At 71.5% G+C, this 25,549-nt stretch carries 24 protein-coding genes; 11 read left to right on the forward strand and 13 right to left on the reverse strand.

Annotation, left to right across the window (positions count from 1 at the left end; translation table 11 throughout):
- Positions 1–25: 25 nt before the first annotated feature.
- Together GGQ54_RS17665 and GGQ54_RS12790 are read right to left on the reverse strand one after the other, a co-directional pair.
- Entirely contained in the window at positions 26–859 is an 834-nt protein-coding gene (locus tag GGQ54_RS17665; RefSeq protein WP_343045956.1) for a sterol carrier family protein, read from the reverse strand.
- Between the two features lie 101 nt (positions 860–960).
- Positions 961–1,965, reverse strand: coding sequence for a 2-dehydropantoate 2-reductase (locus GGQ54_RS12790; RefSeq protein ID WP_179445731.1), 1,005 nt, complete (start codon positions 1,963–1,965; stop codon positions 961–963).
- Positions 1,966–2,014: 49 nt separating this feature from the next.
- Here GGQ54_RS12790 and GGQ54_RS12795 point away from each other — a divergent pair, with 49 nt between their 5' ends.
- Positions 2,015–4,954, forward strand: a complete 2,940-nt coding sequence (locus GGQ54_RS12795) for a bifunctional [glutamine synthetase] adenylyltransferase/[glutamine synthetase]-adenylyl-L-tyrosine phosphorylase (protein WP_179445732.1) — start codon at positions 2,015–2,017, stop codon at positions 4,952–4,954.
- A gap of 5 nt (positions 4,955–4,959) precedes the next feature.
- On the forward strand, positions 4,960–6,780 hold the full coding sequence (locus tag GGQ54_RS12800) for a choline/carnitine O-acyltransferase (protein ID WP_246293420.1): 1,821 nt from the start codon (positions 4,960–4,962) through the stop codon (positions 6,778–6,780).
- A gap of 13 nt (positions 6,781–6,793) precedes the next feature.
- Here the strand turns inward: GGQ54_RS12800 and pdxR are convergent, their stop codons facing one another.
- Positions 6,794–8,296, reverse strand: coding sequence for a MocR-like pyridoxine biosynthesis transcription factor PdxR (gene pdxR, locus GGQ54_RS12805; RefSeq protein ID WP_179445734.1), 1,503 nt, complete (start codon positions 8,294–8,296; stop codon positions 6,794–6,796).
- Between the two features lie 32 nt (positions 8,297–8,328).
- On the opposite strand from pdxR, the gene GGQ54_RS12810 reads away from it, so the two are divergent.
- The 3 genes from GGQ54_RS12810 to GGQ54_RS12820 are packed head-to-tail and all read left to right on the forward strand — an operon-like array spanning position 8,329 to position 11,803.
- Positions 8,329–9,189 (forward strand): DMT family transporter, encoded by an 861-nt coding sequence (locus GGQ54_RS12810; RefSeq protein WP_179445735.1) that lies wholly within the window; start codon positions 8,329–8,331, stop codon positions 9,187–9,189.
- Positions 9,186–9,584: a phenylalanine--tRNA ligase beta subunit-related protein gene (locus tag GGQ54_RS12815; protein ID WP_179445736.1), complete on the forward strand. Its 399-nt coding sequence runs from the start codon at positions 9,186–9,188 to the stop codon at positions 9,582–9,584. The genes GGQ54_RS12810 and GGQ54_RS12815 overlap by 4 nt, the downstream gene beginning before the upstream one ends.
- Positions 9,585–9,631: 47 nt before the next feature.
- Positions 9,632–11,803 carry a RecQ family ATP-dependent DNA helicase gene (locus GGQ54_RS12820; RefSeq protein ID WP_179445737.1) on the forward strand — a complete coding sequence of 724 codons (2,172 nt, stop codon included), beginning with the start codon at positions 9,632–9,634 and terminating at the stop codon, positions 11,801–11,803.
- 28 nt (positions 11,804–11,831) lie between these two features.
- Here GGQ54_RS12820 and GGQ54_RS12825 read toward each other — a convergent pair whose 3' ends face one another.
- The gene (locus GGQ54_RS12825) at positions 11,832–12,635 is read right to left on the reverse strand and encodes an MBL fold metallo-hydrolase (RefSeq protein ID WP_179445738.1); all 804 of its coding nucleotides are present in this window, start codon (positions 12,633–12,635) and stop codon (positions 11,832–11,834) included.
- 57 nt (positions 12,636–12,692) lie between these two features.
- On the opposite strand from GGQ54_RS12825, the gene GGQ54_RS12830 reads away from it, so the two are divergent.
- The 3 genes from GGQ54_RS12830 (at position 12,693) to GGQ54_RS12840 (ending at position 16,140) form a co-directional block, all read left to right on the forward strand.
- Positions 12,693–13,061 carry a MerR family transcriptional regulator gene (locus tag GGQ54_RS12830; protein WP_179445739.1) on the forward strand — a complete coding sequence of 123 codons (369 nt, stop codon included), beginning with the start codon at positions 12,693–12,695 and terminating at the stop codon, positions 13,059–13,061.
- An 89-nt stretch (positions 13,062–13,150) separates the two neighbouring features.
- Complete coding sequence (locus tag GGQ54_RS12835; RefSeq protein ID WP_179445740.1) at positions 13,151–14,554, forward strand: glucose-6-phosphate dehydrogenase; 1,404 nt, start codon at positions 13,151–13,153, stop codon at positions 14,552–14,554.
- A 209-nt stretch (positions 14,555–14,763) separates the two neighbouring features.
- Positions 14,764–16,140 (forward strand): DEAD/DEAH box helicase, encoded by a 1,377-nt coding sequence (locus tag GGQ54_RS12840; protein WP_179445741.1) that lies wholly within the window; start codon positions 14,764–14,766, stop codon positions 16,138–16,140.
- A gap of 11 nt (positions 16,141–16,151) precedes the next feature.
- On the opposite strand, the gene GGQ54_RS12845 is transcribed toward GGQ54_RS12840, so the two are convergent.
- Positions 16,152–16,595: a hypothetical protein gene (locus GGQ54_RS12845; RefSeq protein ID WP_179445742.1), complete on the reverse strand. Its 444-nt coding sequence runs from the start codon at positions 16,593–16,595 to the stop codon at positions 16,152–16,154.
- A gap of 119 nt (positions 16,596–16,714) precedes the next feature.
- On the opposite strand from GGQ54_RS12845, the gene GGQ54_RS12850 reads away from it, so the two are divergent.
- Entirely contained in the window at positions 16,715–17,275 is a 561-nt protein-coding gene (locus GGQ54_RS12850; RefSeq protein WP_179445743.1) for a DUF6652 family protein, read from the forward strand.
- A 13-nt stretch (positions 17,276–17,288) separates the two neighbouring features.
- Here GGQ54_RS12850 and GGQ54_RS12855 read toward each other — a convergent pair whose 3' ends face one another.
- Both GGQ54_RS12855 and GGQ54_RS12860 read right to left on the reverse strand, forming a co-directional pair.
- Positions 17,289–17,687 (reverse strand): EVE domain-containing protein, encoded by a 399-nt coding sequence (locus tag GGQ54_RS12855; protein WP_179445744.1) that lies wholly within the window; start codon positions 17,685–17,687, stop codon positions 17,289–17,291.
- A 52-nt stretch (positions 17,688–17,739) separates the two neighbouring features.
- Positions 17,740–18,576 carry an MmyB family transcriptional regulator gene (locus GGQ54_RS12860; protein WP_179445745.1) on the reverse strand — a complete coding sequence of 279 codons (837 nt, stop codon included), beginning with the start codon at positions 18,574–18,576 and terminating at the stop codon, positions 17,740–17,742.
- A gap of 75 nt (positions 18,577–18,651) precedes the next feature.
- Between GGQ54_RS12860 and GGQ54_RS12865 the strand changes: the two genes are divergently transcribed.
- Complete coding sequence (locus GGQ54_RS12865; RefSeq protein WP_179445746.1) at positions 18,652–19,020, forward strand: nuclear transport factor 2 family protein; 369 nt, start codon at positions 18,652–18,654, stop codon at positions 19,018–19,020.
- The gene (locus GGQ54_RS12870; protein ID WP_179445747.1) at positions 18,909–20,012 is read left to right on the forward strand and encodes a zinc-dependent alcohol dehydrogenase family protein; all 1,104 of its coding nucleotides are present in this window, start codon (positions 18,909–18,911) and stop codon (positions 20,010–20,012) included. The genes GGQ54_RS12865 and GGQ54_RS12870 overlap by 112 nt, the downstream gene beginning before the upstream one ends.
- Here the strand turns inward: GGQ54_RS12870 and GGQ54_RS12875 are convergent.
- From GGQ54_RS12875 to GGQ54_RS12900, 6 genes are read right to left on the reverse strand one after another with little or no spacing between them, the layout of a single operon-like run.
- Positions 20,009–20,239, reverse strand: coding sequence for a hypothetical protein (locus GGQ54_RS12875; protein WP_179445748.1), 231 nt, complete (start codon positions 20,237–20,239; stop codon positions 20,009–20,011). The two genes, GGQ54_RS12870 and GGQ54_RS12875, sit on opposite strands and share 4 nt — an antisense overlap.
- 33 nt (positions 20,240–20,272) lie before the next feature.
- The gene (locus GGQ54_RS12880) at positions 20,273–23,623 is read right to left on the reverse strand and encodes a DEAD/DEAH box helicase family protein (RefSeq protein ID WP_179445749.1); all 3,351 of its coding nucleotides are present in this window, start codon (positions 23,621–23,623) and stop codon (positions 20,273–20,275) included.
- The gene (locus tag GGQ54_RS12885; protein WP_179445750.1) at positions 23,620–24,525 is read right to left on the reverse strand and encodes a restriction endonuclease; all 906 of its coding nucleotides are present in this window, start codon (positions 24,523–24,525) and stop codon (positions 23,620–23,622) included. Before GGQ54_RS12885 ends, GGQ54_RS12880 begins: the two co-directional genes overlap by 4 nt.
- Positions 24,525–24,920, reverse strand: a complete 396-nt coding sequence (locus GGQ54_RS12890) for a restriction endonuclease subunit S domain-containing protein (RefSeq protein ID WP_179445751.1) — start codon at positions 24,918–24,920, stop codon at positions 24,525–24,527. Before GGQ54_RS12890 ends, GGQ54_RS12885 begins: the two co-directional genes overlap by 1 nt.
- Positions 24,908–25,099, reverse strand: a complete 192-nt coding sequence (locus tag GGQ54_RS12895; protein ID WP_179445752.1) for a HepT-like ribonuclease domain-containing protein — start codon at positions 25,097–25,099, stop codon at positions 24,908–24,910. The genes GGQ54_RS12890 and GGQ54_RS12895 overlap by 13 nt, the downstream gene beginning before the upstream one ends.
- The gene (locus GGQ54_RS12900) at positions 25,096–25,539 is read right to left on the reverse strand and encodes a helix-turn-helix domain-containing protein (protein WP_179445753.1); all 444 of its coding nucleotides are present in this window, start codon (positions 25,537–25,539) and stop codon (positions 25,096–25,098) included. The genes GGQ54_RS12895 and GGQ54_RS12900 overlap by 4 nt, the downstream gene beginning before the upstream one ends.
- Between the last annotated feature and the right edge of the window lie 10 nt (positions 25,540–25,549).

A 25,549-nucleotide genomic window follows, 5' to 3' on the forward strand; every position in this document is an offset into this window, starting at 1 on the left:
CACCACTCGGGCCGGCCCACGCCGCTCAGATCAGCGGAAATGCCTCGGTCAGGTCCGAGCGGGTACCGCTGGCCCGGACCCGGTGGGCGGTGCGGGCCGCGGTGAAGGTGTCGCGGCCGGTGGCGATCCGGACGAAGGTTTCCGGATCGGTCTCCACCACATTCGGCGGGGTGCCGCGGGTGTGGGTGGGGCCGTCGGCGGGATCCAGCCCGATCTGGACTGCGGCATGCGGCGGGACGCGTACCTCGATCGACCGGCCGGGATAGCGGTCGGCGAGGATCTCGGTCAGACCGCGTACCGCGTCGGCGGCGGCCGCCCGCGACACCGGCACGGGCGGTGCCGTGGGCGCGGCCCGGCTCAGATCGCCCGCCGCCACCACCCACTCGATCACCCCGAGCCGCAGCAGGTCGGCGAGCAGCACCGGCGCCCGTGCTCCCTGCACGGCGTCCGGGAGGTCCGGTGCGGCGAGCCGATCGGTCAGCTCGGCGGTGGCCAGCCGCAACTGCGAGATCAGGCTGGCCACGGATTCGTTCTCGGCCAGCTCGGCGCGCAGTTCGACATCGCGGCTGCTGAAGCTGTGCGCGGCAAAGTCGGTGAACGGATTCGGCCGCTCGCTGGTCGGGTGGTCGATCGCCCGCGCGAGCCCCGCCTGGGCGATCACCAGTTGGGACAACACCGATCGCGAACCGTGCCGGGAACCGGTATCGGTCAGCTCGGTGCCGTGATCGTCGAGCCACGGCAGCGTTCGGTCGACCTGTTCGGACCAGGTCTGGATCTGCCGCTGCCGTCGTTGGGCGGCCGGGCGTGCGGCGGCGCGGGGGCGCTGCGTCCCCCGGTTGCCGCGTGCCGTCTCAGTCACATCATTGACGGTACGCCGTGCCGGGGATGGTCCAAGGACCGAAATGCAAGAGTCGGATGACGCGCAGGTGAATGGCGGGACAACTCACGGCTCGCCGGGCGTCACGCGACCAGGCCGTGGGCCCGCGCATGCGCCCGCGCCAGCCCGTGCAGCAGGTCGATGTTCGGCGTCGGCACCGAGTAGGCGGAGGCGATCTCGGTGACGATGGTGACCAGGGAGTCGAGCTCGACCGGTCGCCCCGCCTCGACATCCTGCAGCATCGAGGTACGCACCGCGCCGAGCCGACGGGTGAGCGTGTGCCGCTGCTCGGGGTCGGTGTCGATCTCGATGCCCATCGCGGCCCCGACAGCGGCCGCCTCGCGCATGCAGGCCGTGGCAAATCCCCGCACCGCGGGGTCGTCGAGCAGCAGGTCAACGGTCGAGCCGGTGATCGCCGACAGCGGGTTCATCGTCAGATTGCCCCACAGCTTGAACCAGATCTCCTGCTCGATCGAATCGCTGCGCTCGGTCGCGAAGCCCGCGCGCGCGAACAGTTCGGCGGTGTGTGCGGTGAGCGGATCGTCGGCCGCCGCGCCGGGGCGCCCGATCACCAGCCGGTTGTCGGCGGTGCGGCTGACCAGGCCCGGTTCCGGACGGCTGGCACTCAGGTGCACCACCGCACCGAGCACCCGGTCCGGGTCGACGAGGTCGCCGAGACCGTGGGGATCGAGACTGGGCAGCGCTGCCGGAGGCCGGGCGCGGCGGGCGAAGAACCACCACGGGACGCCGTTCATCGCCGAGACGACCGTGGTCTGCGGCCCGAGCAGCGCGGGCAGACCGGCCGCCACGTCGCCGAGCCCGGCCGCCTTGACCGCGATGATCACGATGTCCTGGGGCCCGAGTTCGGCGGGATCCTCGGTGACCGTGATCGGGTACGCCGTCACGGGCTGGTCCTCGGCCTCGATCAGGCGCACGCCGTCTCGGCGGATCGCTTCGAGATTTGCCCCGCGGCCGATCCCGCTGACCGCGGCGCCCGCACGGGCCAGCCGGGCGGCGAACAGCCCGCCGATCGCGCCGAGGCCGTGCACCGCCACCCGCGGGCCGCGATCGCCGTTCGCCAGATCCATGAGCGTGCACCCTACTCGCGCCCGTGCCGCCGCTGGCTAGCATCGACTCGTGACCCGACTGGACTCGCTGGAGGGCCGGCTGGCGCGCGTGGGGTTCGCGCGGCCGGACGAGGCGGCGCAGGTCGTCCGCGGGTGGCCGGCCCCGGCCCGCGAGGTCGGCGTCGATCAACTGGCGCGCGCGGCCGACCCCGACCGCGCGCTCGAATCGCTCGCGCGGCTGGTCGACGCCGATCCGGGCCTGCCCGCGCGGCTGGCCGGCGACCAGGACTTTGCCGCACGGCTGATCGCACTGGTCGGGGCAAGCGATGGCGCGGCGAATGACCTGGCTGCCGGAAATCCCGCGTCCGCCGCGCTGGTGGAGGATCCGGGCCCGCGCGATCGAGCCGGCTTCGAGCACGAGCTGACCGCGGCGGTCGCGGCGGCCGGGGCCGACCCCGGAGCGCGGGCCGAGGCGCTGCGGGTGGCGTACCGCACGGCGCAGTTGCGGATCGCGGCGCGTGATCTGGTTGCCGACGATCCCTTCGCCGTGGTCGAGCCCGTCGGGCGGGAGTTGGCCGATCTCGCCGACGCGACCGTCGCCGCCGCGCTGCAGCTCGCCCGCGACGAGGTCGGCCCGGAGGCCGAGTTGGTACGCCTCGGCGTGGTCGCGCTGGGCAAGACCGGCGGGCGGGAGCTGAACTATGTGAGCGATGTCGACGTGTTGTTCGTCGCCGAGCCGGCCCCCGACGCCGACGGCGCGGCGGCGGTCGACACCCAGCGCGCGCTCGCCATCGGTTCGAAGATCGCGTCGGCGGTCATCGGCATCTGCTCGGCACACACGCGGGTCGGGCAGATCTTTCCGCTCGACGCCGCGCTGCGACCCGAGGGAAAGGCCGGCCCGCTGGTCCGGACCCTGGCCAGCCATCGCGCCTACTACGAGAAGTGGGCGAAGAACTGGGAGTTCCAGGCGATGCTGAAGGCCCGGCCGATGGCCGGCGATGCCGGGCTGGCCGACGCCTTCACCGAGATGATCGCGCCGCTGGTCTGGGCCGCCGCCGAGCGGCCCGAGTTTCTCGCCGATCTGCGGGCGATGCGCCGTCGGGTGGTCGCCGAGATCCCGCCGCGGGAGGCCGATCGGGAGATCAAGCTCGGCGCCGGCGGGCTGCGCGATGTCGAGTTCACCGTGCAGTTGTTGCAGCTCGTGCACGGACGCGCCGACGACCGGATCCGCGCCCGCGGAACCCTGGCGGCGCTGGCCGAGCTGATCGAGCACGGGTATGTCGGCCGCAGCGACGGCACGAGCCTCGGTGAGGCGTACCGCTTCCTGCGCGCACTCGAGCATCGGGTGCAGCTTGTCGGGCTGCGTCGCACCCACCTCACGCCGGGCGATGTGTCGGGCTGGCGACGTGCCGGGCGCAGCCTCGGGCTCGCCGACCCGGCCGCCGAGGCGGAGAAGCGATGGCGCCAGACCCGGCGCACGGTGCTGGCGCTGCACCAGCGGATGTTCTACTCGCCGCTGCTGGAGGCCGTCGCCAGGATCCCCGCGGACGGTCTGCGGCTGACCCCGCAGGCCGCGGGCCAGCGACTGAAGGCGCTCGGCTACGACGATCCCGACGGCGCCCTGCGGCACATCGCCGCGCTCACCCGGGGCCTGTCGCGGAAGGCCGAGATCAACCGGCAGTTGTTGCCGGCGATGCTTGCCTGGTTCGCCGAGGCGCCGATTCCCGATCATGGTCTGCTCGCCTTCCGCCAGGTCTCGGAGGATCTCGGCGACGCGCCGTGGTTCCTCCGGGCGCTGCGCGACGAGGGGATGATGGGGCACCGGCTGGCGACGGTGCTGGCGTCCTCGCGCTACCTGCTCGGGCTGCTGCAGCGCGACCCCCAGGCGGTCCGGATCCTCGGCGACGATGCGGACCTGACGCCGCGGGACCGGCTGGAGCTGAACGCGGCGATGGAGCGCGCGGTCGCGGCCAAGGAGGGCGCGGGGCCGCGGGTGAACGCCGTGCGATCGGTACGCCGCCGCGAGCTCTTCCGGATCGGTGCGGCAGATGTGTTGGGCAGGTTGGACAGCGAGCAGGTGGCCGCGGCGCTGAGCGACCTGACCGCGGCGACGATCTACAACGCGTTGCTGGTGGTGCTCGAGGATCATCCCGGCGCGCCCGAGCTGGCGATCGTCGCGATGGGCCGCTGGGGCGGCCGGGAGCTCTCCTATGCCTCGGACGCCGACGCGGTGGTGGTGATGCGGGATTCCGGTGAGGAGGCCACGCGCCATGCGGTGTCCGTGGTGTCCGAGCTGCGCACACTGCTGGCCGCCGCCGGCCCCGAACCGGGGCTGCAGATCGATCTCGATCTTCGACCCGACGGGAAGTCCGGGCCGCTGGTGCGATCGCTGGCGGCGTACCAGTCCTACTACGCCGGACGCTCGGAACCGTGGGAGGCCCAGGCCCTGATCCGGGCCGACACCGGAGCCGGCGGCGACGAGTTGGCCACCGAACTGTTGTCGATCATGGACGCCACCCGGTGGCCCGAGGGTGGGCTGGACGCCCGGGCGCTCGCCCAGATCCGCCGGCTCAAGGACCGGATGGAGACCGAGCGGCTGCCGCGCGGCGAGGAGCCGCGTCGCCATCTCAAGCTCGGCCCGGGCGGCCTGAGCGATGTGGAGTGGACGGTGCAGTTGATCCAGCTCCAGCACGCCCATCGGGTGCCCGGGCTGCGTACCCCATCCACGCTGCGCGCGCTCGCGGTGGCCGAGCAGGAGAAGTTGATCAACCCGGCCGACGCCGCGGTGCTGCGCGAGGCCTGGACGCTGGCCGGCACGCTGCGGAACAAGATCATGCTGGTGCGCGGCAAGAAGGCCGAGGTGCTGCCGAGCGACACCCGCGAGTTCGCCGCGGTCGCCGATCTGATGGGCGACGGCACCGGCGGCGCCAGTCACCTGGAGGAGCGCTGGTATCGCACCTCGCGGCGTGCCCGGCGGGTGACCGAGCGAATCTTCTACGGGGACGGGTGACGATCATGGTCGAGCCGATCGACCCGCTGCCCGGGCTCACCGCGCGTGAGCGCGACCTGCCGCGGTTGCCGCTGCCCGGCCTCGCGGCAACCGGCGAGGCATTCCTGCGGTGGTGCCGTCCACTGGTCGACGACGCGGGGTACGCCGAGACCGAGCGCGCGGTGACGGCCTTCGTGGCGGGCCCCGGGCCGGCCCTGCAGCAGGTGTTGGCGGGGCGCGACGAGGACGCCGGGCGCGGCAGCTATCTGGACGACTTCTTCGCCGAGCGCTACTTCGCCCGCCGCTATCCCGGCGCGATGCACGCGAACTTCTTCCTCCGGTTGGGCCCCCGGGTGCTGCCCGCCGAGCCCGGCGGGGACGGTGACGGCGCGCAGGCCGGGCGGGCGGCGCGGCTGCTCGCCCGGACCGCCCGGCTGTATCGCGCGATCCGGGCCGACGACCTGCCCGACCTCACCGTGCGCGGGCAGCGGGTGTCGATGCATCAGTGGCGCTACCTGTTCGGCGCCTGCCGGATCCCGCGGCCGGGCCGCGACACCGACCGGACGATCGGTGGCGCGGTCGATCCGGTGGACCCGTCGGTCCGCCATGTCGCCGTGCTGGCCGGCGGGGCGATCTTCACCCTCGACGTGCTCGACGACGCGGGCCGGGCGTACCCGCCGGAAGCGCTGGCACCCGCGCTGGCCGCGATCGCGGGGCAGGCGGCGGGCTCGCCGGAACCCGATCCGGTGGGCATCCTCGCCACCGGACCGCGCGATGACTGGGCCGCCGCCCGGGAGCGGCTGCTGGCCCTGGGCAACGCCGAGGCGCTCGATGCGGTCGAGTCGGCGATCTGCTGCGTCTGTCTGGACGACGCGGCCGCCCCGGGTGATCTTGGTGCCGACGACGCACTGCTGTTCGGATCGGCCGCCAATCGCTGGTGGGACAAGCCGTGGTCGTGGATCGTGCTGCCGGACGGTCGGGCGGGCATCAACATCGAGCACAGCCGGCTGGACGGAACCACCGTGATCGCCGCGCTGGAGACCATGATCGATCTCGCGACCGACGATCCGGATCCCGGCCGCGGCTCGCCGGCACACCGGCGACTGACCTGGCGACTCGATGATCAACTGCGCGAGGAGATCGGGCGGGCCGCGGCCGAGTTCGCCGCCCTCGTGTCCGACACCGCCACCGTCGCGGTCGATCTCGACCTCGGGGCCGACGCGATCAAGGCGCTCGGGGTCTCCCCGGACGCGTTCGCCCAGTTGTCCTACCAGGTCGCCCACGCCCGGGCGCGCGGCGCGATCGCGCCGACCTATGAGTCGGTCAGCATGCGCGGCTACCGGCAGGGCCGGACGGAGGCGATGCGGGTGGTGACTCCGCACAGCGTCGCCCTCGTCGAGGCGCTGGGCGATCCCGCGCGCGGTGGAGCCGAGCGGGCGACCGCGATCCGTGACGCGGCCGCCGCCCACGCGGCCCGGGCGAAGGAGTGCCAGGCCGGGCGCGCGCCGCAACAGCACCTGGAGGCATTGCAGCAGGTACGCAGGACCAACGGGCCGCGCATCGGCGTACCCGACGAACCGGAGCTGTACGCCTCCCCGGGCTGGCTCGCCCTGCGCGAGGAACGGCTGTCGACCAGTTCGGTGCCGTCGCGACTGATCGACGGGTTCGGTTTCGGACCGACCAATGATGACTGCATCGGGGTCGGCTACATCTTGTTGCCCGACCGCTGGCGGGTGTACCTGAGCGCGCGGGCGCGGATCGATGTCGCGGGCTTCGCCGAGCGGCTGACCGAGGCCGTCGCGGAGCTGCGCGGGCTGCTCGCCGCCCATCCGTCGGACGCGGGGTGAGGATGAGCCCCGATCAGCGCGCGCCCTGGTCGGCAAGGGTCTCCCCGACGATGCCGATCCCCTCCTCGATCACGGCCCCCGGGGTCGCGGCATAGCCCAGGACGAGGCCAGCCGGGCCCGGGCGCTGGGCGTGCCAGGACAGCGGGTGCACCTTGACCCCGCGGGCCAGGGCCGCGGCGGCGAGCGCCACGTCGTCGGCGCCGGCGGGCAGCGTGATCGTCAGGTGTACGCCGGCCGCAGCGCCGTGCACCTCGGCCCCCGGCAGGTGCCGCTCGACCGCTTCGATCATGGCGTCGCGGCGGCGCTGCTGCTGTCGCCGGAGCTGGCGCAGATGCCGCTCCAGTGCGCCGGTGGTGATCATCTGGGCGAGGACGAGCTGGGGCAGGGCCGCATTGCCCAGATCGGTGTCGCGTTTCAGACCGGCCAGTTGGTCGCGCAGGCGCGCCGGGGGGACCAGCCAGCCGATCCGCAGGGCGGGGGAGAGGGTCTTGGAGACGCTGCCCGTGTAGCAGACCAGATCCGGATCGAGGCAGCGCAGCGCCGACACGGGCGCGCGGTCGTAGCGGTGCTCGGCGTCGTAGTCGTCCTCGATGATCAACCCGCCGGTCCGCCGCGCCCAGTCCAGCAGGGCGTGCCGGCGCTCCGGCGCCAGCGCGACGCCGGTGGGAAACTGGTGTGCGGGCGTGATCAACACTGCCTGCGCACCGCTCGCGTCGAGTGCGGCGACGTCGAGGCCCTGGTCGTCGACCGGGATCGGCGGTGTCGCCAGACCCCAGGCCCGCAACGATTCCCGGGCGCCGAGCGAGCCGGGGTCCTCGACCGCGATCCGGTCCACGCCGCTCCGGCTGAGCAGGTGTGCGAGCAGGGTCAACGACTGTGCCACCCCGGCGACGATGATCACCTCGCCCGGGTCCACGATGATGCCGCGGAAGCGGGCCAGCCACCCTGCTACGGCCGCGCGCAGCTCCGGCGTACCGCTGGCATCGGGATAGCCGAGCACGTGCGCCGGCAACTCCTCCAGCACCGCCCGCTCGGCGCGCAGCCAGGCCGCCCGCGGGAAGGCGGCCAGGTCGGGCCGCCCGGGCGACAGGTCGATCCGTGCGGGCAGTTCGCGCAAGGCGTCGACCAGCCCGGCCGCGGGTGCCCGGTCGAAGATCGCCGCATCGGCGCCCGGCGCCGACCGGCCCGCCGGGGGTGTCGCACGCGCGCGGGCGGCCGCCTCGACCAGCGTCCCGGCCCGCCCCCGGCCCCGGATCCGCCCCTCGTCGCCGAGCCGGCGGTACGCCTCGGTGACCACTCCCCGCGACAGCCCGAGCCCGTCCGCGAGCTCGCGCGTCGCCGGCAGCTTGGTCCCGACCGGCAGTCGCCCGTCGTCGATCGCGACCCGCAGCTCGCCGGTCAGCCAATCGGTCACCCCCACGCCGTCGGCGCGCGCGGCCGGGTCGAGCTGCAGGAAGTCTACCCCGGACGGCGGCGTTTTGGACTCATCGATCGCGTCCGGATTGGCCCTGTTCACCGGTCCATCATGCCGCTTTGCTGGTCGATGTGATGAGAAATGTTCTGGGCGGGGCGCTGGCGATGGGCATCGTCGGCGCCAGCACCGCCGTCTCCCATGCGCTGATCGACGCGCCGCTGTTCACCGCGCAGGCGATCCGGTACGCCGGCGCGGCCCTGGTCCTGGTGGTCGCGGCGCGGGTCCTGCGGGTGCGGGTGCCGCGACCCCGCGGGCGCGACTGGCTGTGGCTGATCGGGGTTGCCGCGGTCGGCCAGGTGATCTTCAACGTCGGCATCGTCCGCGGGGTCGCGCACGCCGAGCCGTCGGTGCTCGCGGTGGCCGTCGCGGGCGCGCCGGTGATCGTCGCGGTGGTCGGCCCGCTGCTCGAGGGCGGCCGTCCGCGGACGGCGGTGCTCGCCGCTGCGGGGGTGGTCGTCGCCGGCTCGGCGCTGGTGATCGGCTTCGGGCGTACCGATCTTACCGGCGCGCTGCTCGCCGGGCTGGTGCTGGCCTGCGAGGCGGGCTTCACCCTGCTGGCGGTGCCGGTGATCGGCCGGCTGGGCGCGTGGGGCGTCTCGCTGCACGCGGTGTGGCTGGCCGCGGTGATGTTCGCGGCGATCGCCCTGCCGGTCGAGGGCCCGGCCGCGGTGCTGGCGCTGACCGGGCCGGCGTGGGCGAGCATCGCGTTCCTGGCTGTCGCGGTGACCGCGATCGCCTTCGTCTGTTGGTATTCCGCGGTCCGCGGCCTCGGCAGCGACCGGGCGGTGCTGCTCGCCGGGGTGGCGCCGGTGGCGGCCGCGCTGGCCGGCGTCGCCGTGGTCGGCATCGTGCCGGGGCCGGGCGTGTGGGCGGGAATGGCGCTGGTCGGCGCCGGGCTGGCGCTCGGGCTGCGCGCGCGGCCGGTGATGGCATGAGCGGCGCGGAACTCGACTTCGGCTATGCCGAGGACGTGCGTGCCGACTTCGGCGAGCTGTCCTTCGGGGTCGCGCCGCTCGATCTGGACCGGATCACCGGTCCGCCGCGGGTACGCCGGGCCGCCGGCGACGAGCACTACCTGACCCTGTCCGGGGCGGTCGAGCCCCCGGCGCCCGGCGAGGTGATCTTCGCCGACGCGGCCGGCGAGGCGCACGCCCGGCGGTGGTGCCACCGGCAGAGCGGGCATTCGGCGATCCGGGCGGGTACGCGGCGCGCGGCGGTGATCGTCGAGGCGATGCATCCGGGCGGCGAGCGGGCCGTCGCCGGCGTACTCGCCGAACTGGCCGCCATCGCGCCCGGTCGGGTCCGGCCGATCGCCGGCGCGGACGGCTGAGCGGGCGCCGGCGACCCGGTGTCGGCGCGCTGCGGCAGACTCGCCGCATGAGCAGCACCGCGGATCCGTCCGGCGAGCACCTGCGCGAGCGCGCCCGCGAGCACCTGCGCGCGCTGACCGGGCGCCCGGACGCGGAGTTCCACGACGGGCAGTTCGAGGCGATCGAGGCGCTGGTCGCCGGGCGCCGCCGCGCGCTGGTGGTGCAGCGCACCGGCTGGGGGAAGTCGGCGGTCTACTTCATCGCCAGCCTGCTGATCCGCGAGGCGGCCGGCGCCGCGCGGCCGAGCCTGATCGTCTCGCCGCTGCTGGCCCTGATGCGCGACCAGGTCGCCGCCGCCGAGCGGGCGGGCGTACGCGCGGCGAGCGTCAACTCCACCAACCCCGAGGAGTTCGCGCAGATCCGCGACAAGCTGCACGCCGGCGAGCTCGACGTGTTGTTGATCTCCCCCGAGCGACTCACCAACGAGCGGTTCCGCGCCGAGCAGTTGCCGTTCCTGATGGCGAATGCCGGGCTGCTGGTGATCGACGAGGCGCACTGCATCTCCGACTGGGGCCACGACTTCCGGCCCGACTACCGCCGGATCCGCGACCTGATCGCCGAGCTGCCGGCCGGCTTCCCGGTGCTCGCCACGACGGCCACCGCGAATGCGCGGGTGGTCGCCGACGTGGCGGAGCAGCTCGGCGCCGGGCTGGCGCCGGGGGAGGAGGTGTTCACGCTGCGCGGGCCGCTGGCGCGGGCGTCGCTGCGGCTCGGCGTGGTGGAGCTGGACTCCAACCGGCAGCGCCTCGGCTGGCTGCTGTCGCACCTGGACGAGCTGCCCGGCAGCGGGATCATCTATGCGCTGACCGTCTCCGCGGCCGAGGACACCGCGCGGCTGCTGGCCGACGCCGGCCACGACGTGCGCGCCTACACTGGCCGCAGCGACCTCGCCGAGCGGCAGCAGGCCGAGGCCGATCTGAAGGACAACAAGGTGAAGGCGCTGGTCGCGACCTCGGCCCTGGGGATGGGCTTCGACAAGCCGGATCTGGGCTTCGTCGTGCACCTGGGCGCGCCCGGCTCGCCGGTCGCCTACTACCAGCAGGTGGGGCGCGCCGGCCGGGCCACCGAGTCCGCCGACGTGATCTTGTTGCCCGGTCACGAGGATTCCGACATCTGGCGCTGGTTCGCCACCTCATCGATGCCCACGCAGCGCACCGCGGGAGCCGTGCTGGACGCGCTGGCCGCCGAGGGGCCGCTGAGCGTGCCGGCGCTGGAGTCGCGGGTGGACATCCGCCGCACCAAGCTGGAGCTGCTGCTCAAGGTGCTCGCGGTCGAGGGGGCGGTACGCAAGGCGGGTTCGGGCTGGGAGCGCACCGGCGCCGAGTGGGCCTACGACGCCGAGCGCTACGAGCGGATCGCGCAGGCGCGCGAGGACGAGCAGGCGGCGATGAAGGCGTACCAGCGCACCGACGGCTGCCGGATGGAGTTCCTGGCCGCCCAGCTCGACGATCCGCACGCGCAGCCGTGCGGGCGCTGCGACAACTGCGTGCGGGCCGCCGGCGGGGAGCCCTGGCTGGCGACCGGCGTGCCGGCCAGCGCGGGCGAGCGGGCGGCCGCCTCGCTCGACCGGCCCGGGGTGGTCCTGGAGCCGCGCGGGCAGTGGCCCTCGGGGATGGACCGGTTCGGCGCGGACGTGCGCGGCAAGCTCAAGCCGGACGAATCGGCCGAGCCGGGCCGGGTGCTGGCGCGGCTGAGCGATCTCGGTTGGGGTACGCCGCTGCGCGAGTTGTTCGCCACGGACGGCGACGGCCGGCCGGTCGACGCCGAGGTGCCCGCGGTCCTCGCCCGGGCATGCGTGGAGGTGCTGCGGGGCTGGGAGTGGGCCGAGCGGCCCGTCGGCGTGGTCGCCATGCCGTCGCGCTCGCGGCCGCGGCTGATCCGCTCGCTCGCGACCGGGCTGGCCCAGGTCGGGCGGCTGGTCGACCTCGGCGATCTCGAGCTGGTCGGCGAGCTGCCGCCGAGCGGGTCCAGCGGCAACAGCGCCTGGCGGCTCGGCTCGGTCCGGAACGCCTTCGCCGTGGGCGACGAGCTCGCCGCGCGCCTGCCGAACGCGCCGGGGCCGATCCTGCTCGTCGACGACTTCGTCGACTCGCGCTGGACGATGACCGTCGCGGCGCGCCTGTTGCGGCAGGTCGGGGCGCCGGCCGTGCTGCCGTTCGCGCTCGCGCAGCAGGGCTGAGGCCGGGCGGCGGGCTTCCCGGCGATGATCAACCAGCCAGGTCGCGCGCGGCGCGCAGATCCGCCGGGTCGTGGGCGGAGATGATCAACACGTCGTCGCGGCCGTCCAGCTCGGCGAGCCGGCCGACGGTGCGGCGCGTCAGCTCCGGGTCGTGGGCGAACTCGTTGATCAACCGCCCGACCAGCGGCACCAGCTCGCCACCGGTGAGCTGGCCGCGCGCGTGGTAGGCATCGCCGGCGTGCAGCAGCCAGCGCGGGCCGGCACCGGGGTCGAGCTCGATCAGCACGCCGACGTGGCCGGGCGCGTGGCCGGGCAGGTCGATCAGCAGGATCCGGTCGCGCAGCGCCCCGGGCAGGTCGGGGCGATGGGCGATCAGGCCGGGCAGGGGTGAGGTGACCTCGCGCGCCGGCGCCGCCCAGGACACCTCGTGGCGCCACTGGTGGGCGAACAGCCGCCCGGCGGTGGCGGGGTCGGCCGGTTCGGTGATCGCCGCGAGCAGGGCCGGCGTGACGTGCACCCGGGCGCGCGGCAGGTCGGCCAGCCCGCCGACATGATCGACATCGGCGTGGGTGATGATCACGTCGGTCACGGCATCGGCGGGTACGCCGGCGCGGCCCAACTGATCGACGATCGCCTCGGCGGGATCGAGCGCCGGCGCGACCGCCGGGTGGAACGAGGCGAGCAGCTCGGCGCGATGAGCGATGTCGTTGTGCCCGAGCCCGGTGTCGATCAGCACGCGGGCATCGCCGTCGGCGATCAACAGACAGTGGGAGACGAAGGGTTCCGCGCCGGGCACGCGCAGGGTGCCGGCGTTGAAGGAGGTGATCTTCATGGCCGTGACGCTAGGAGTTAAGGTCGACGTGAAGTCAAGGCGAGAGGAGTCGATTCGGTGGCGACGGTGGGCGAGGCCGCGGCCGGGGTGGGCGTACCCCCGCACGTGTTGCGGCACTGGGAATCGGAGGGGCTGGTCTCGCCGGGGCGCGATGCCGCGGGCCGGCGGGTGTTCGTCCGCCAGGACATCGATCGGGTCGCCGTGGTGGCCAGGCTGCGCCGGATCGGGCTGCCGATCCCGGTGCTGCGCCGGCTGCTCGCCGATCGGTGCGCCGACAAGCGGGCCGCGCTGGCCGAGCAGGGCGACCGCTGGCGCCGCAAGCGCGCCGAGCTGGACGCGATGATCGGCTACCTCGATCATCTCGCCGCGTGTCGGCACCCGGTGATCGCCGAGTGCCCCGAGTGCAGCGAGTACGCCGCCGGCTGAGGCGCGAGCGCGTACGCGGCCGCGTCCCTCCGGCCGTGTCGCCGCGGTTAGGATCGGCGGGATGGGCGTACCCCCGAGGGAGGGCAGAGATGGCGAGCGACGCGACAATCTTCACCCTGTTCGGTGCGACCGGCGACCTGGCGAAGCGGATGGTGCTGCCGGCGTTCTGGGACCTGTTCACCCGGGGGCTGATGCCGAAGCGCTGGCGGCTGATCGGCAACGGCCGCGGCGAGGTCTCCGATGAGGAGTTCCGCGATCATGTGCGCTCGGTGCTGGAACAGTTCGGGCCGGGCGACCTGCCGGAGGGGAAGTGGCGCGAGTTCGCCGACAATCTGCGCTTCTCCGGCGGCGGTTTCCGGCCGGGCGATCCGGGCACCCTGGTCGAGGTGATCGGCACCGCCCTCGACGAGGTCGGCGCCGACGCGAACTACATCCACTACCTGGCGCTGCCGCCGGGCGCCTTCGCCAAGATCACCGAGGCGCTCGCGGAGTACAAGCTGCTCGGACACGATGCCCGCGTCGTCTACGAGAAGCCGTTCGGCACGTCCCTGAAGACCTTCCGCGAGCTGGACGAGCTGGTGCACTCGGTGATGAGCGAGTCGCAGGTCTATCGGATTGATCATTTTCTGGGCAAGGAGGCGACGCAGAACCTGCACGTGCTGCGCTTCGCCAATCCGATGATCGGCAGCATCTGGGACGCGCGCTCGGTGTGCCAGGTGCAGATCGACGTGCCGGAGACGCTCGGGGTCTCCGATCGCGCCGAGTTCTACGACGCCAACGGAGCGTTCCGCGACATGATCGCCACCCACCTGTTCCAGGTCGCCGCGGAGGTGGCGATGGAGCCGCCGCACAGCCTGTCCGCGGACGACCTGCAGGCGGCGCGGACCGACGTGCTGGAGCACTTCCGGCCGCTGGCCCCGGACGAGGTGATCTTCGGCCAGTTCGACGGCTACCGGGAGCTGCCCGACGTGCCCGACGACTCGACGACCGACACGTACGCCGCGGCGCAGCTGTGGGTGGACAGCGAGCGTTGGGCCGGGGTGCCGTTCGTGTTGCGCAGCGGCAAGCGGATGCACCGCGGCTACCAGGAGGTGTCGCTGGTGCTGCGCCCGGAGCCCGGGCCGCTGTCGGGCGTACCGGACTCGATCCTGCGGATGTCGCTCAGCGGCGCCGGCTCGATGGCGGCGCGGCTGATGGTGAAGAAGCCCGGCCCCGATCTCGAGCTCGCGACCCGGCCGATCGAGATCAATCTCGGCGACGTCCCCGGCACCGACCCGATGCCGCCCTACGTCTCGCTGCTGCACGACGTGATCATCGGCGACCGGTCGCTGTTCACCTCCAGCCAGTCGCTGGAGCGGGCGTGGGAGGTGGCCGAGCCGGTGCTCGCCGACCCGCCGACCCCGCAGCCGTATGCACCGGGTTCCTGGGGCCCGGCCGATGCCGTCGAGCTGACTGACGGCATCGGCTGGGTCGCAGAGCGCGCCGCGGGCTGAGCGCCGATTCGCCCCCGGTTGGGCGCCTCGGCTAGGCTGGGCGCATCAGCTCGTCGAGCTCTCGCCGCGAGTTGTCCGCACGTCGCAGCACTGCTTCCCGACAGGTCGCATCCGCTCCGTGCGTGGCCGGCCCGAAGATCGGGATCCCGGCCGTCGGTGGGACCAGATACAGATTGCGATTCACCTTGACCACTTTCCCTGATCTTGGGGTGCCCGCGCGTCTCAACGACGTTCTCGCGGGGCTCCGCATCGAGAACCCCACCCCGATCCAGGCGGCGACGCTGCCGGATTCGCTCGCCGGGCGCGATGTGCTCGGCCGCGGGCGGACCGGATCGGGCAAGACCTATGCCTTCTTGCTTCCGTTGGTGGCCCGCCTGCTCGGCGGCCGCCGCGCCCGCCCGCGCGCCCCGCGAGCCCTGATCCTCGCGCCGACCCGCGAGCTCGTCGGCCAGATCGAGGAGTCGCTCGCGCCGCTGGCGAAGGCGGCCGGACTGACGACCCGCACCGTCTTCGGCGGCGTCGGCCAGGGGCCGCAGGTGACCGCGCTGCGCAAGGGCGTCGACATCGTGCTCGCCTGCCCCGGCCGGTTGGAGGACCTGATCGCCCAGGGCCATTGCACGCTCGCCGATGTCGAGATCACCGTGCTCGACGAGGCCGATCACATGGCCGATCTCGGCTTCCTCCCGGCGGTCCGCCGGCTGCTCGCGGCGACGCCCCAGGGCGGGCAGCGGCTGTTGTTCTCCGCGACCCTGGACAAGGCGGTCGACGGGCTGGCGAGGCAGTTCCTCAGCCGGCCGGTGACCCACGAGGCGGATTCGGCGACCGCGCCGCCGGTGACCATGACGCACCACGTGCTGCATGTCGATCCTGATCAACGACTGCCCGTGCTGGTCGACCTGGCCAGCGCGCCCGGGCGTACGGTGATCTTCACCCGGACCAAGCACCGGGCGAAGGCGCTCGCCCGCCAGTTGAACAAGGGCGGCGTAGCGGCCGTCGAGCTGCACGGCAACCTCGGCCAGAACGCGCGGACCCGCAACATGGCCGCATTCCACGAGGGCCGCGCGACGGCGCTGGTGGCCACCGACATCGCCGCCCGCGGCATCCACGTCGACGACGTGGCGCTGGTGATCCACGCCGACCCGCCGGCCGAGCACAAGGCGTACCTGCATCGCTCCGGGCGCACCGCGCGCGCCGGCGCCGCGGGCACCGTGGTGACCCTGATGACCAGTGATCAACAGCGCGATGTCCGTGATCTTGCCCGCGCGGCCGGGATCCGACCGACGACGACCCGCGTCAACGGTGTCGATCATCCGGTGCTGGCCGAGCTGGCGCCGGGGGAGCGGGTGCTGTCCGGGCCGATCGAGGTCGCACCCGCGCGGCCGCAGGTTGCGCGGGAGACGTCCGGTACGCCCGCCCGCTCCCGCAGCCGGCGTCGCGGTGGGCGCGGCCGGCGCGGCGCCGCGCAGGCCCAGCCGGAGTCGCGGCCGACCGGATCGGGCGGGCGCACCCGGCGCCGGCCGCGGTCGGCGGCGGCAACCGCCGGCCGCTCGCACAGCGCGGCCAGCTTCAGCGCCGGGCGGCGCTGAGGGGCGGGCGCTCAGCCGTCCTTGTGCAACTTCCTGCGCAGCTTCTTCACCGCCCGGGAGCGGACCGAGTCGAGGATCAGCGTGCCGGCGATGCCGAACAGGAAGATGTCCTTGGCGATGGCCGTGCCCTCCTGGGTGGGGCGGATGCCGTCGACCGTCAGCCCGGGCGTCTTGCGGTACATGTTCAGCAGGCCGCCGCTGAAGGCCGCCAGCGCGCCGCCGGCGAGCCAGCCGGGGACGATCGGCACGAGCAGGGCGGCGCCGAGACCGATCTCGGTGACCACGATGAAGGTCCGGAACTGCTCGGGGGTGAGGTCCTTCAGGAGCGGTACGCCGGTCGCGCCCATCTGCTGCAGGTGCTCGATGGCGGCGTCGGGCAGGTCCTTCTTGCCGAGTCCGGAGTTCAGGATGAACGCGCCGGCGGCGAGACGGGCGGGCAGTTGGACGATGCTCACGTGCTCCTCCTGGTGATGGGTCCCTGCTTGATCGGGTGGTCTCGCCAGTCAACTGGCCGCTGCGGCGATGGTCAAGCGCGCGCCGACCCGGCGACCCGCGGCGGTGCCACGATCAGCCCATGCCCAAGCTGCTGACCGCGACCCAGTGGGTGGGTGTCGCCTTCATCGTCTTCTGGTTCGCCGGGCTCACCGGGACGTTCGCGCCGTGGGGCTGGGGCGAGGAGTCCTTCTCGTTCGCCGTCCCGCTCGGTCTGTTGATCGTCTGGAACTGCGTCTACGCGATCGTGGCGGTGCTGGTGATCGTGCACGCCGTACGCCTGGCTCGTGCCGGCGAGCTCGACGCGTTGCAGCGGGCGATCGTTCCGGTGAAGTTGTTCGGGATCCCGTTCTTCGTGCTGAACTTTCTGATCATGTTCCTGATCAGCATCGCCGGGCTGCGGTTCGTGATCGGGGTGATCTACATCCCGTTCCTGGTCCTGGGGACCTATCTGGTGATGTTGCCGACCTCGGCGTACGGGATCGCGGCGCTGGTGCTGATGCGCAGGCGCGGGCAGATCGAGACGAGCTTCGTGGTCGTTCAGGTTCTGTTCCAGTTGATGTTCGTCCTCGACATCATCGGGGCGTTCTTCATCGCGCGGCGCGCCCGGCGGGTGTTGGACGCGGCACCGCGTGGCGCATGAGCAGGCGACGTGGTCAGGCGGGCTGCCTGCCCCCGGTCAGCGCCCACACAGCGGTGGCGTCCTCGCCGGTCAGCTCGAAGAACCCGAAGCGCAGTCGGCTCGTCGGCAGGTGGTCGCGGACGTCGGCCAGCGGCACCGGGGTGACCTCGCGCAGCGCGGCCGCCCGCCGGAATCCGCCGGGGATGATCTCGCTCGGCTCGGGCTCCTCGCCGGTGATCTCGCCGACGTTGGTGATCGCGCGCAGCGGCTCGCCGTCGGGGTAGTTGGTCTTGGCGGAGTAGATCAGTACGCGGTCGCCCCGCGACATTCGCGCCAGCGGCGCCCGTTTGCCGTGGTTGGCCATCACGAACCCGCCGTCGATCCCGCGGCGGGCATGATCGCGGGCCGCGACGATCACCCAAGTCTTCGGCATGGCGACAACCTAGCCCCGGGCTCCGACAGGTGACACCGGTACGGGCGCCCGGTCAGTGCGTGAAACCGGAGTCCCGCACGGCAGCGAGGGCAGCCGTTGCGGCCACGGAGGGCGGCGCGGCCGCGTGCTTTCGCAGGATCGTGAGGGTCGCGTCGTCCGTGGGGAGAAACGCCTCGAGCTGCAGTTCGTCGAGCGCCGTGTGGACCGTGTTCCGGAAACCCATCGCCGTCGTGATCAGGGTGGCGTCACCGAACGGTGTCCGCAGCACCATCGGAGCGATGGTTCCGGCGAGCAGGTCGGTCGCCGCCTCGTGCGGAAGATAGCCGCGCAGCTCGCGGGCCAGCTCGTCCAACGCCGGATCCGGGTTGGTTGCCGCGCGCGCCTCCACCGCCCGGATCACGTGGACCGCCCAGGCAGCAAAGTTCACCACGCGCCGGGCCAACCCGTCGGGATGGAGAGCCAGCCGATACAGGTTGATCGGCGGGGACAGCAGGTGCGGTGCCACACCTTCCAGCAGCAAGGTCATCGCGCTGTTGGCGGCCACCGGTACGCCGGACGACCGGACCAGCACGGCTGGCAGCGGTTCGTGTCCGGTGAGAATGAGCTGCAGGGTGCGCCGGACGGTCGACAGCTCCCGGCTGCCGAGCGGGGCATCGTCGAATCGAGGCGCGAAGCCGGCCGCGGCCAGCAGTGAATTGCGCTGGCGCAGATCGAGGTCCAGGGCGGCGCCGAGACGCACGACGATGTCCGACCCCGGTGCGGAACGCCCGGACTCCAGAAAACTCAGGTATCGCTGGGTTGTGCCCGCGGCGACCGCAAGATCGAGTTGGCTGACCCGGCGGCGTTGACGCCAACCCAGCAGCAGCTCCTGGAACGAGGATGCAGTCACATCCCCAGTGGATCACGGCCGGCGATTCCTTCGAAGGAATTGATGCCACTCCCTGGGGCGACGACGGTGGACGTCATGAGCACTTCCTCAGGGCTGGGTCCATCGCAGGTGATCGCCCGATTCAGCGAGACGTTCGCACGACACGACCCCACCGACCTCCGCGCCCTGCTAGCGCCGGACTGCGTCCTGCACACCACCGGGCCGGCACCTGCCGGTGCGCAGGTGCGTGGGCGGGAGGCCTGTGGCCGGTACTGGGGCGAGCTGATCAGCGACCGTGCCGTGCGCTTCCTGGTCGAGGACGAGGTGGCCGCGGGTGATGTTGTCGTCCAGCAATGGCGGGTGTTGGACGCCGGCGGATCGCTGCTCCAGCGCGGCATCAACGTGTTCACTGTCGTCGATGGCCTGATCAGCAGCGCCGATGGCTATCTCAAGGCCGGCGAATGAAGACCTGGCTGTGCGAATTCGGTGGTGGCCTGGACAGCCTGCGGTGCGTCACGCGTCCCCGCCCGGCTCCGGCCGCGGGGCAGGTGCTGGTCGCCGTGGAGGCGGTGAGCCTGAATCAGCGCGAACTGTCGGTCCTGGCCGGTGACTATCCGTTGCCGGTGAAGGACACAGTGGTTCCGGCCGCCGATGGAGTCGGGCGGATCGTCGAGTTGGGTGAGGGGGTCACCGGGCTCGCCGTCGGCGACCGGGTGATCGGCGCGGTGTTCCCACACTGGGCCGACGGGCCGTTCTCGCCGGAGCGTTCTGACCAGCTCGGCGGCTCGCTGGACGGGATGCTCGCCGAGTTCGTCTGTCTGGAGGCGGCCGCCACCGTTCGGATCCCGGCGACGATTCCCGTGGAACAGGCGGCCTGTCTCCCGTGCGCGGGCGTCACCGCATGGCACGCCCTGCAGATCGGGCGAACAACGGCGCCGGGCGACCTCGTGCTGAGCCGTACCAGCGGGGGCGTGTCCTGTTTCGTCATCGCGCTGGCCGCCGCGATGGGGGCGACGGCCTGGGTCGCGACCTCCGACGCCAGCCGTAACGGCGCGCTCACCGCGCTGGGCGCCGCGCGGGTGATCATGACCGGGCCCACCATGGTCCCCGAGGTGATGTCGTCGACCGGGTCTCGGGGCGCCGACCGCGTCGTGCACCTGTACGGCGACGTGAACGAGTCAGTGGCGGCAACGACGATCGGCGGTTCCGTGTCGCTGGTCAGCCCCACCGGTTCCGGACCCATCGACGCGAGCGCTGTGTTCCTGCGCAACACCGCCGTGCACCCGATCTCGCTCGGGCACCTGCGACACACTCGCGAACTCGTCGACGCCGTCGCCACCCACGGCATCAGCGTCCCCATCGCCGAAACCTTCGCATTAGGCGATGCCAGGGCCGCTTTCGCGCATTACGTCGAGAATCGACCGTTCGGCAAGATCATCATCCGCGCGCACAGCTAGCCGGACGGTTCCGCGTCGTCGGCGGCGTTCCAGCGGTGGCGGCAGTCCTCGCAACGGCGATCGAACCGCGGCTCGTCGTCGAGTACGACGCAGCCCTCGATCGTGACCCAGTCGACGATGTCGCCGTCCTCGGTCAGGAACGCGCTCGGGCTCGGCAGGCCGAAGACGTGGTGGTGCACATGCGGTCCCTGGCAGCGAGGGCAGGTCCCGCGCTCGGCTGTCGTCATCGGCAGTCCTTCCTTCGGAGCCAGTGGGCAACGTCACGCGACGTCCTCAGGGACGGCCGTGCGCTTGATGCCGTTCAACGTCTCGACGATCACGTCGACGTCCGCGTCGGGGAAGAAGTGGTCGGGGCCCGTCGGGGCATGATCGGTGTAGGGCGACTCGAAGAGCCGGTTCGGCTCCATGACGCCGTTCTTGGTCAGCTCGTCGATGATCAGGTTCACGAAGCGGACCTGATCGGCGGAGAACTTCGTGCCGTCGAGGTAGGACTCGAACGCCTCGATCGCGGCCGAGCGGTCGAGGCCGACAAGACTGCGGACGAAGATGCCGAGACCGCCGGTTTGCTCATTCGCCCAGACGATGTCGACCTGCTGGCCGCCGGAGGCGACAAGCATCTGCTCCAGCTCGGTGAGGTCGTTCGCGGTCAGCTGCTTGTTGCGGCGGAGGCGCTGGAGGGCGAGGTTGTCCAGGTGCTCGCGGAGGTACGCCCCGGCCTTGGCGCGGAAGCGCTCGAAGTTGGTGCCGGGGGTGACGCGGGGGAGCACGATTTCGACGCCTTCGCCGATCGTGTCCTGGAAGTCGGTGTAGATCGGGTTGCGTGTCGTCTTCTCGATGAACCGCGCGAGGCCGCGGATCCGGAGTCGGGCGAGCTCCAGCATCGGCAGGGTGACATCGATCCACCACTCGTCGCCGGCCACCGACTCCAGCAGCACGGCCTGCTCGGCGACGCTCGGGATCGTGGTCTTGCCGAGCAGCGCGGCGGCGATGTGTTGGACGGACTCGCGCAGCCATTCGGCCAGCACGGCGTCGCCGTCGAGCTGGGCGAGCTGGCGACGCAGGATGAGGAGGTCGAAGCGTTTGGCGTCCTCGTCGTCGTCACGGATGGAGGACGGCAGTCCGGCGAGCGTGAGCAGCGCCTCGAAATCCTCGGGCACGATCTGGTTCCAGGCGTCTGCGGATGCGTACTTCTCCACGGCTCGGCGGTGCGGGCGGACGACGAAGTTCTCCAGGTTCATCCCGGCGACGACTTCGTGCAGTGTCTTCGCGGTGGAGGCGCGAAGATCGGGTTCCTCGGCGCCGAGCGCTGTGACAAGTCCGAGTCGCGCCTCGAAGAGGAGCTGGGAGAGTGACTTCTGGGTCTGGCCCTGGGATCCGGGGAGGTCCTGGCTGAAGTACTCGAGGTTGCCGCAGAAGTCGAAGACCAGGAAGTCCTGCTTGTCCTCGTCGGGGCCGAAGAGATCGGGGCAGAGGCGGGTTCCGCGGCCGATCATCTGCCAGAACTTCGACTTCGAGCGGACCATCTTGAAGAAGACGAGGTTGACGACCTCGGGCACGTCGATACCGGTGTCGAGCATGTCGACGCTGATAGCGATGTGCGGCGCCTTGTCCTTGATCGAGAAGTCGTCGATCAACGACTGGGCGTACGGCGTGCCGTGGGTGATCACGCGGGCGAAGTGGCCGGCGAGTTCGGGGTAGGCGAGGTTGAAGCGCTTCTCGATGAACTCCGCGTGCTTCTGGTTCTTGGCGAAGATGATCGTCTTCCCCAGTCGATCACCGCCGGCCACCTTGTAGCCCTGCACCATCAGGGTCTCCAGGACCTTGTCGACGGTGTCCTCGTTGAAGAGGAACCGGTTGATCTCCTCGGCGCCGACCTCGTCGGGCGGACCGTCCTCACCCCAATCGAGCGCGTCCCACTGGTCCTTCTCCTCTTCGGTGAGGTCGTCGTACTTGATGCCGGAGCGCAGGAACTGGGTGCCGACACTGATGCCCTTCGGGGGCACGAGGTAGCCGGCTTCGACGGCTTCGTCGAGGGAGTAGTTGTCGGTCGGGACACCGTCCTCGAGGTGGAACAGCCGATAGGTGTTGTGGTCGACCTCGTCCTTGGGCGTCGCGGTGAGACCGATGAGCAGTGAGTCGAAGTAGTCGAAGATCGCGCCGTACTTGGCGTAGACGGAACGGTGCGCCTCGTCGATGACGATCAGGTCGAAGTGGCCGGGTCCGAAGCGCCGCCGGCCGCTGTCGACCTCGTTGATCAGGTTCATCATCGTCGGGTACGTCGAAACGTAGACGCGTCCGTCGACAGCCTTTTCCGTCACGAGGTTCACCGTGGTCGAGCCAGGAAGGTGCTCCTTGAATGCATTGGCGGTCTGGTTGACCAGGGCCGTGCGGTCGGCGAGGAACAGCACGCGCTTGACCCAGTTCGCCTTCTGCAGCAGGTCGACGAGCGCGATGGTGGTGCGGGTCTTACCCGAGCCGGTCGCCATCACCAGGAGCGCCTCACGCTGCTTGCGGTCGAAGGCGTCGCTGACCGCCTTGACCGCCCGGATCTGGTAGGGCCGACCGACGATGTCGGTGTTCACCGGCGCGCTCGACAGCGGCAGCCTCGTTCGGCGGCGCTGGACGAGGAGCTCCAACTCGTCGCGCGTGTAGAAACCCTGGGTCTCGCGCGGCGGGTAGCCGCCGGCGTCGTCCCAGATCCGGTGCTCGTAGCCGTTGGTGTAGAAGATCACCGGCCGGCGGTCGAACTGCTTCTCCAGACAGTCGGCGTAGAGCTTGGCCTGCTGCTGACCGACCTCCGGGGACTTCGACGTGCGCTTGGCCTCCACCACGGCCAGGGGCAGGCCGTCGGCGCCCCACAGGACGTAGTCGACGAAGCCCCTGCCGTCGGCGTTGGGCATGCCCGTGACCTCGTACTCGCGGTCACGCTCGTCGGTCAGCTCCCACCCGGCTTCGTTCAGCAGGAGGTCGATGAACAGGTCGCGGGCGGCGGCCTCGTCGTAGTCGCGGGTGTCCGGCGCGGCTGCGGCCTGAGCGGCGGCGATCAGTCCTTTCAGTTCGGCGATCTCGGTCTCGTGCTGGGCCAGCCGGTCGTCCTTCTCGGCCAGTACGCGGGCGTGGGCCTCATCCTGCTCCCGGAACTTCGCGGCGAGTCGAGCGACCTCGTCGCGCGACAGCGGCGCTGCCTTGGCGGCGAGTGCTGGGTCGAACTGGGCCTGCAGCGGCACCACGTCAGGGGAGGGTGAGTGGTGGTACGACGTCCACACCACCACGTTGAACAGCTCGCGCAGGACCGCGAGCGACACGTCAGGGCGGATCTGGCGGTTCGCGTGCACCGCGGTGTTTCCGATGCGACGGATCATGGTCAGCTTCTGCCCGATGCCCCGCGGCACCTTCGCCTTGAACGCGGCATCGCCGATCTTGGCGGCAAGGTCGTTGCGGTACGGCGTCCGCAGCGACAAGACGTCGTAGAGGTAGCCCACCACCTCCTCGACGACGCGGCGGCTGTAGAAACAGGCCGAGCGAGGATCCGACGACAGGTACGACTCGGCCCGGACGCAGTCGTCGTGGATCGACGGCAGCGTCTGGCGGACGAAGTCGAAGTTGCTCATGCGAAGAAGTCCTCATCGATCTCGACGATGTGGAGGGTCCGCTTGACCTGGACTCCGACGCCGTAGCGGATCATCAGGCGGGCCAGTCGGTCACCGTCGATGAGGACCACCCTGCTCGGGACACTGTCCGCGTAGTGAAGGGCTCCTTTGCTGAACTTCCCGGAGGTGATGAAGACGCCCTGGTTGGCCTGGTTGCCGTGAAGTGCGCCGACGAAGCCTTGGACTGCCGGGCGGCCAACGGGGTTGTCGGGTGCGTACCGCTTGGCCTGTACGTAGATCCTGCTCAGACCGAGGGCATCCTGGTCGACCACGCCATCGATACCACCGTCGTTCGAGAGTTGGGTGCGGGTGGCGCGGCCCTCTGCGCCTCCGTAGCCCATCGCCATCAGCAGGTCGAGCACCGCTTGCTCGAAGAAGGCCGGTTCCCGGCCATGCAGGCGATTCAGTAGGTCGGCGGCAACTTCTGCCTCGATGCGGTCGATCCCCGTCTCGATCTGCTCGACCGGATCGAGGACCGGCTCAGGCACGGCCCAGGCCGCATCCGGTGGGGGTAGTGGCTTCGCTCCGTGCCGAGGCGACGCGTAGCCGGGTACGTCACGCAGATCCCGCTCGGTGATCGCGTCGGAATGTTGCGCCACCAGGTTTCGGCCGATCTCGGTGATCCGGTAGTGACCGCGAGTCGGACGCTCGACGGCGCCGGCTCGAGCCAGGTACGAGAGTGCCCAGTTGCCGCGGTTGACCCACTGCTCCTGACCGGACGGGATGAGGATCGCCCGGTGCTCGAGGCTCAGGTCGAGATCGTCTGCTGCGGCGGCCACGACCTCACGTGTGCGATGTACTTCGCCGTCGCAGAGCACCCGAAGCGCCGGGGCCATGTACTCCTCCCAGGTCGGCGCGGTCATCAGAGCACTCCTCGGAACGCGCAGGATTGGAGCGACGTGAAGAACTCTTCGCTCGTGGCGGATGTGCGCTGTTCAGCAGTACGCTGCGCGGTCACCTGGTCGAGTCGAGTCAGGTACAAGGACTGCAGATCCCTCGGAGGTACGGCCACGGGCAGTGCCTTGAGTTGGGTCATGTTGATGGAGGCGATCCCTGTCGTCTGCTTGGCTGCGCGCATGAAGTACGAGCGCGCAGGCTTGCTCGCTTGGTGGAGGCACAGGGGTAGTTCGCCTCGCCACACCGTCCCTCGGCCGAGCTTGTCAGGGTCCCCGCCCTCGGTGAGGATCAAGTCGCCCTCAACCAGCGCGTACCGTTCGATCTTCGATGCAGTCGCCTCGATTTCCTTTACGACATCCATTCGCAGATGACCAGCCTGAACATTGGAAACGGGGTGGCGGTACGCCAGACACGTCGTGGGTCGAGGTCGTCGTACTGGTGCACGGCGAAGTTGCGCATCCCGACGATCAACCGCCAAGGCTGACCGCCGAACTGCTCCAGCACTTTGGCGGTGCGGCCATCGTCGGTCTGGTCGCTCACACTGCGACCGCTTCACGCAGGAGTCGGTCGCGCATCGCGCCGTGCAAGGAGTCGTCCGCGATCACGTCCACCTCCACCTGGAGAAGGTCACGCAGCGCAAGGCGCAGCCCGACTTCGTCGAGCAAGGTGGCTTCATCGGTGAAGTCGACGAGCACGTCGACGTCCGAGCCGTGATGGTCCTCGCCGCGGGCGACTGACCCCACGAGCCGCGGCCGCGTCGCGCGGAACTGCGCGACCCGCGCCCGGATGTCCTCGTGATGGTGCTCGACGCGGACCGAAGGTCGACCGGCCAGCGCCTGGCCGATCCGGTCGAGCACCTCGGGGCTCGGGGTGCGTCGGCCGTTTTCGTACGCCGACAGGTTCGGCTGGGAGACCTGCGCCGCGCGCGCCAGCTCCGACTGGCTCATGCCAGCCGCGAGGCGCTCTGCGCGAATGTCCACCAGATCAGGG

This window comes from Naumannella cuiyingiana, from assembly GCF_013408305.1.
In the GTDB taxonomy this organism is placed as follows: domain Bacteria; phylum Actinomycetota; class Actinomycetes; order Propionibacteriales; family Propionibacteriaceae; genus Naumannella; species Naumannella cuiyingiana.

Excerpts from the sequence above, each read along its gene's own strand:
- GGQ54_RS12790 (WP_179445731.1), bottom strand. The coding sequence starts at position 1,965 with ATGGATCTGGCGAACGGCGATCGCGGCCCGCGGGTGGCGGTGCACGGC.
- GGQ54_RS12800 (WP_246293420.1), top strand. The coding sequence starts at position 4,960 with ATGGTCGAGCCGATCGACCCGCTGCCCGGGCTCACCGCGCGTGAGCGC.
- GGQ54_RS12810 (WP_179445735.1), top strand. The coding sequence starts at position 8,329 with ATGAGAAATGTTCTGGGCGGGGCGCTGGCGATGGGCATCGTCGGCGCC.
- GGQ54_RS12815 (WP_179445736.1), top strand. The coding sequence starts at position 9,186 with ATGAGCGGCGCGGAACTCGACTTCGGCTATGCCGAGGACGTGCGTGCC.
- GGQ54_RS12820 (WP_179445737.1), top strand. The coding sequence starts at position 9,632 with ATGAGCAGCACCGCGGATCCGTCCGGCGAGCACCTGCGCGAGCGCGCC.
- GGQ54_RS12825 (WP_179445738.1), bottom strand. The coding sequence starts at position 12,635 with ATGAAGATCACCTCCTTCAACGCCGGCACCCTGCGCGTGCCCGGCGCG.
- GGQ54_RS12835 (WP_179445740.1), top strand. The coding sequence starts at position 13,151 with ATGGCGAGCGACGCGACAATCTTCACCCTGTTCGGTGCGACCGGCGAC.
- GGQ54_RS12850 (WP_179445743.1), top strand. The coding sequence starts at position 16,715 with ATGCCCAAGCTGCTGACCGCGACCCAGTGGGTGGGTGTCGCCTTCATC.
- GGQ54_RS12855 (WP_179445744.1), bottom strand. The coding sequence starts at position 17,687 with ATGCCGAAGACTTGGGTGATCGTCGCGGCCCGCGATCATGCCCGCCGC.
- GGQ54_RS12865 (WP_179445746.1), top strand. The coding sequence starts at position 18,652 with ATGAGCACTTCCTCAGGGCTGGGTCCATCGCAGGTGATCGCCCGATTC.
- GGQ54_RS12870 (WP_179445747.1), top strand. The coding sequence starts at position 18,909 with ATGGCGGGTGTTGGACGCCGGCGGATCGCTGCTCCAGCGCGGCATCAA.
- GGQ54_RS12875 (WP_179445748.1), bottom strand. The coding sequence starts at position 20,239 with ATGACGACAGCCGAGCGCGGGACCTGCCCTCGCTGCCAGGGACCGCAT.
- GGQ54_RS12880 (WP_179445749.1), bottom strand. The coding sequence starts at position 23,623 with ATGAGCAACTTCGACTTCGTCCGCCAGACGCTGCCGTCGATCCACGAC.
- GGQ54_RS12885 (WP_179445750.1), bottom strand. The coding sequence starts at position 24,525 with ATGACCGCGCCGACCTGGGAGGAGTACATGGCCCCGGCGCTTCGGGTG.
- GGQ54_RS12890 (WP_179445751.1), bottom strand. The coding sequence starts at position 24,920 with ATGGATGTCGTAAAGGAAATCGAGGCGACTGCATCGAAGATCGAACGG.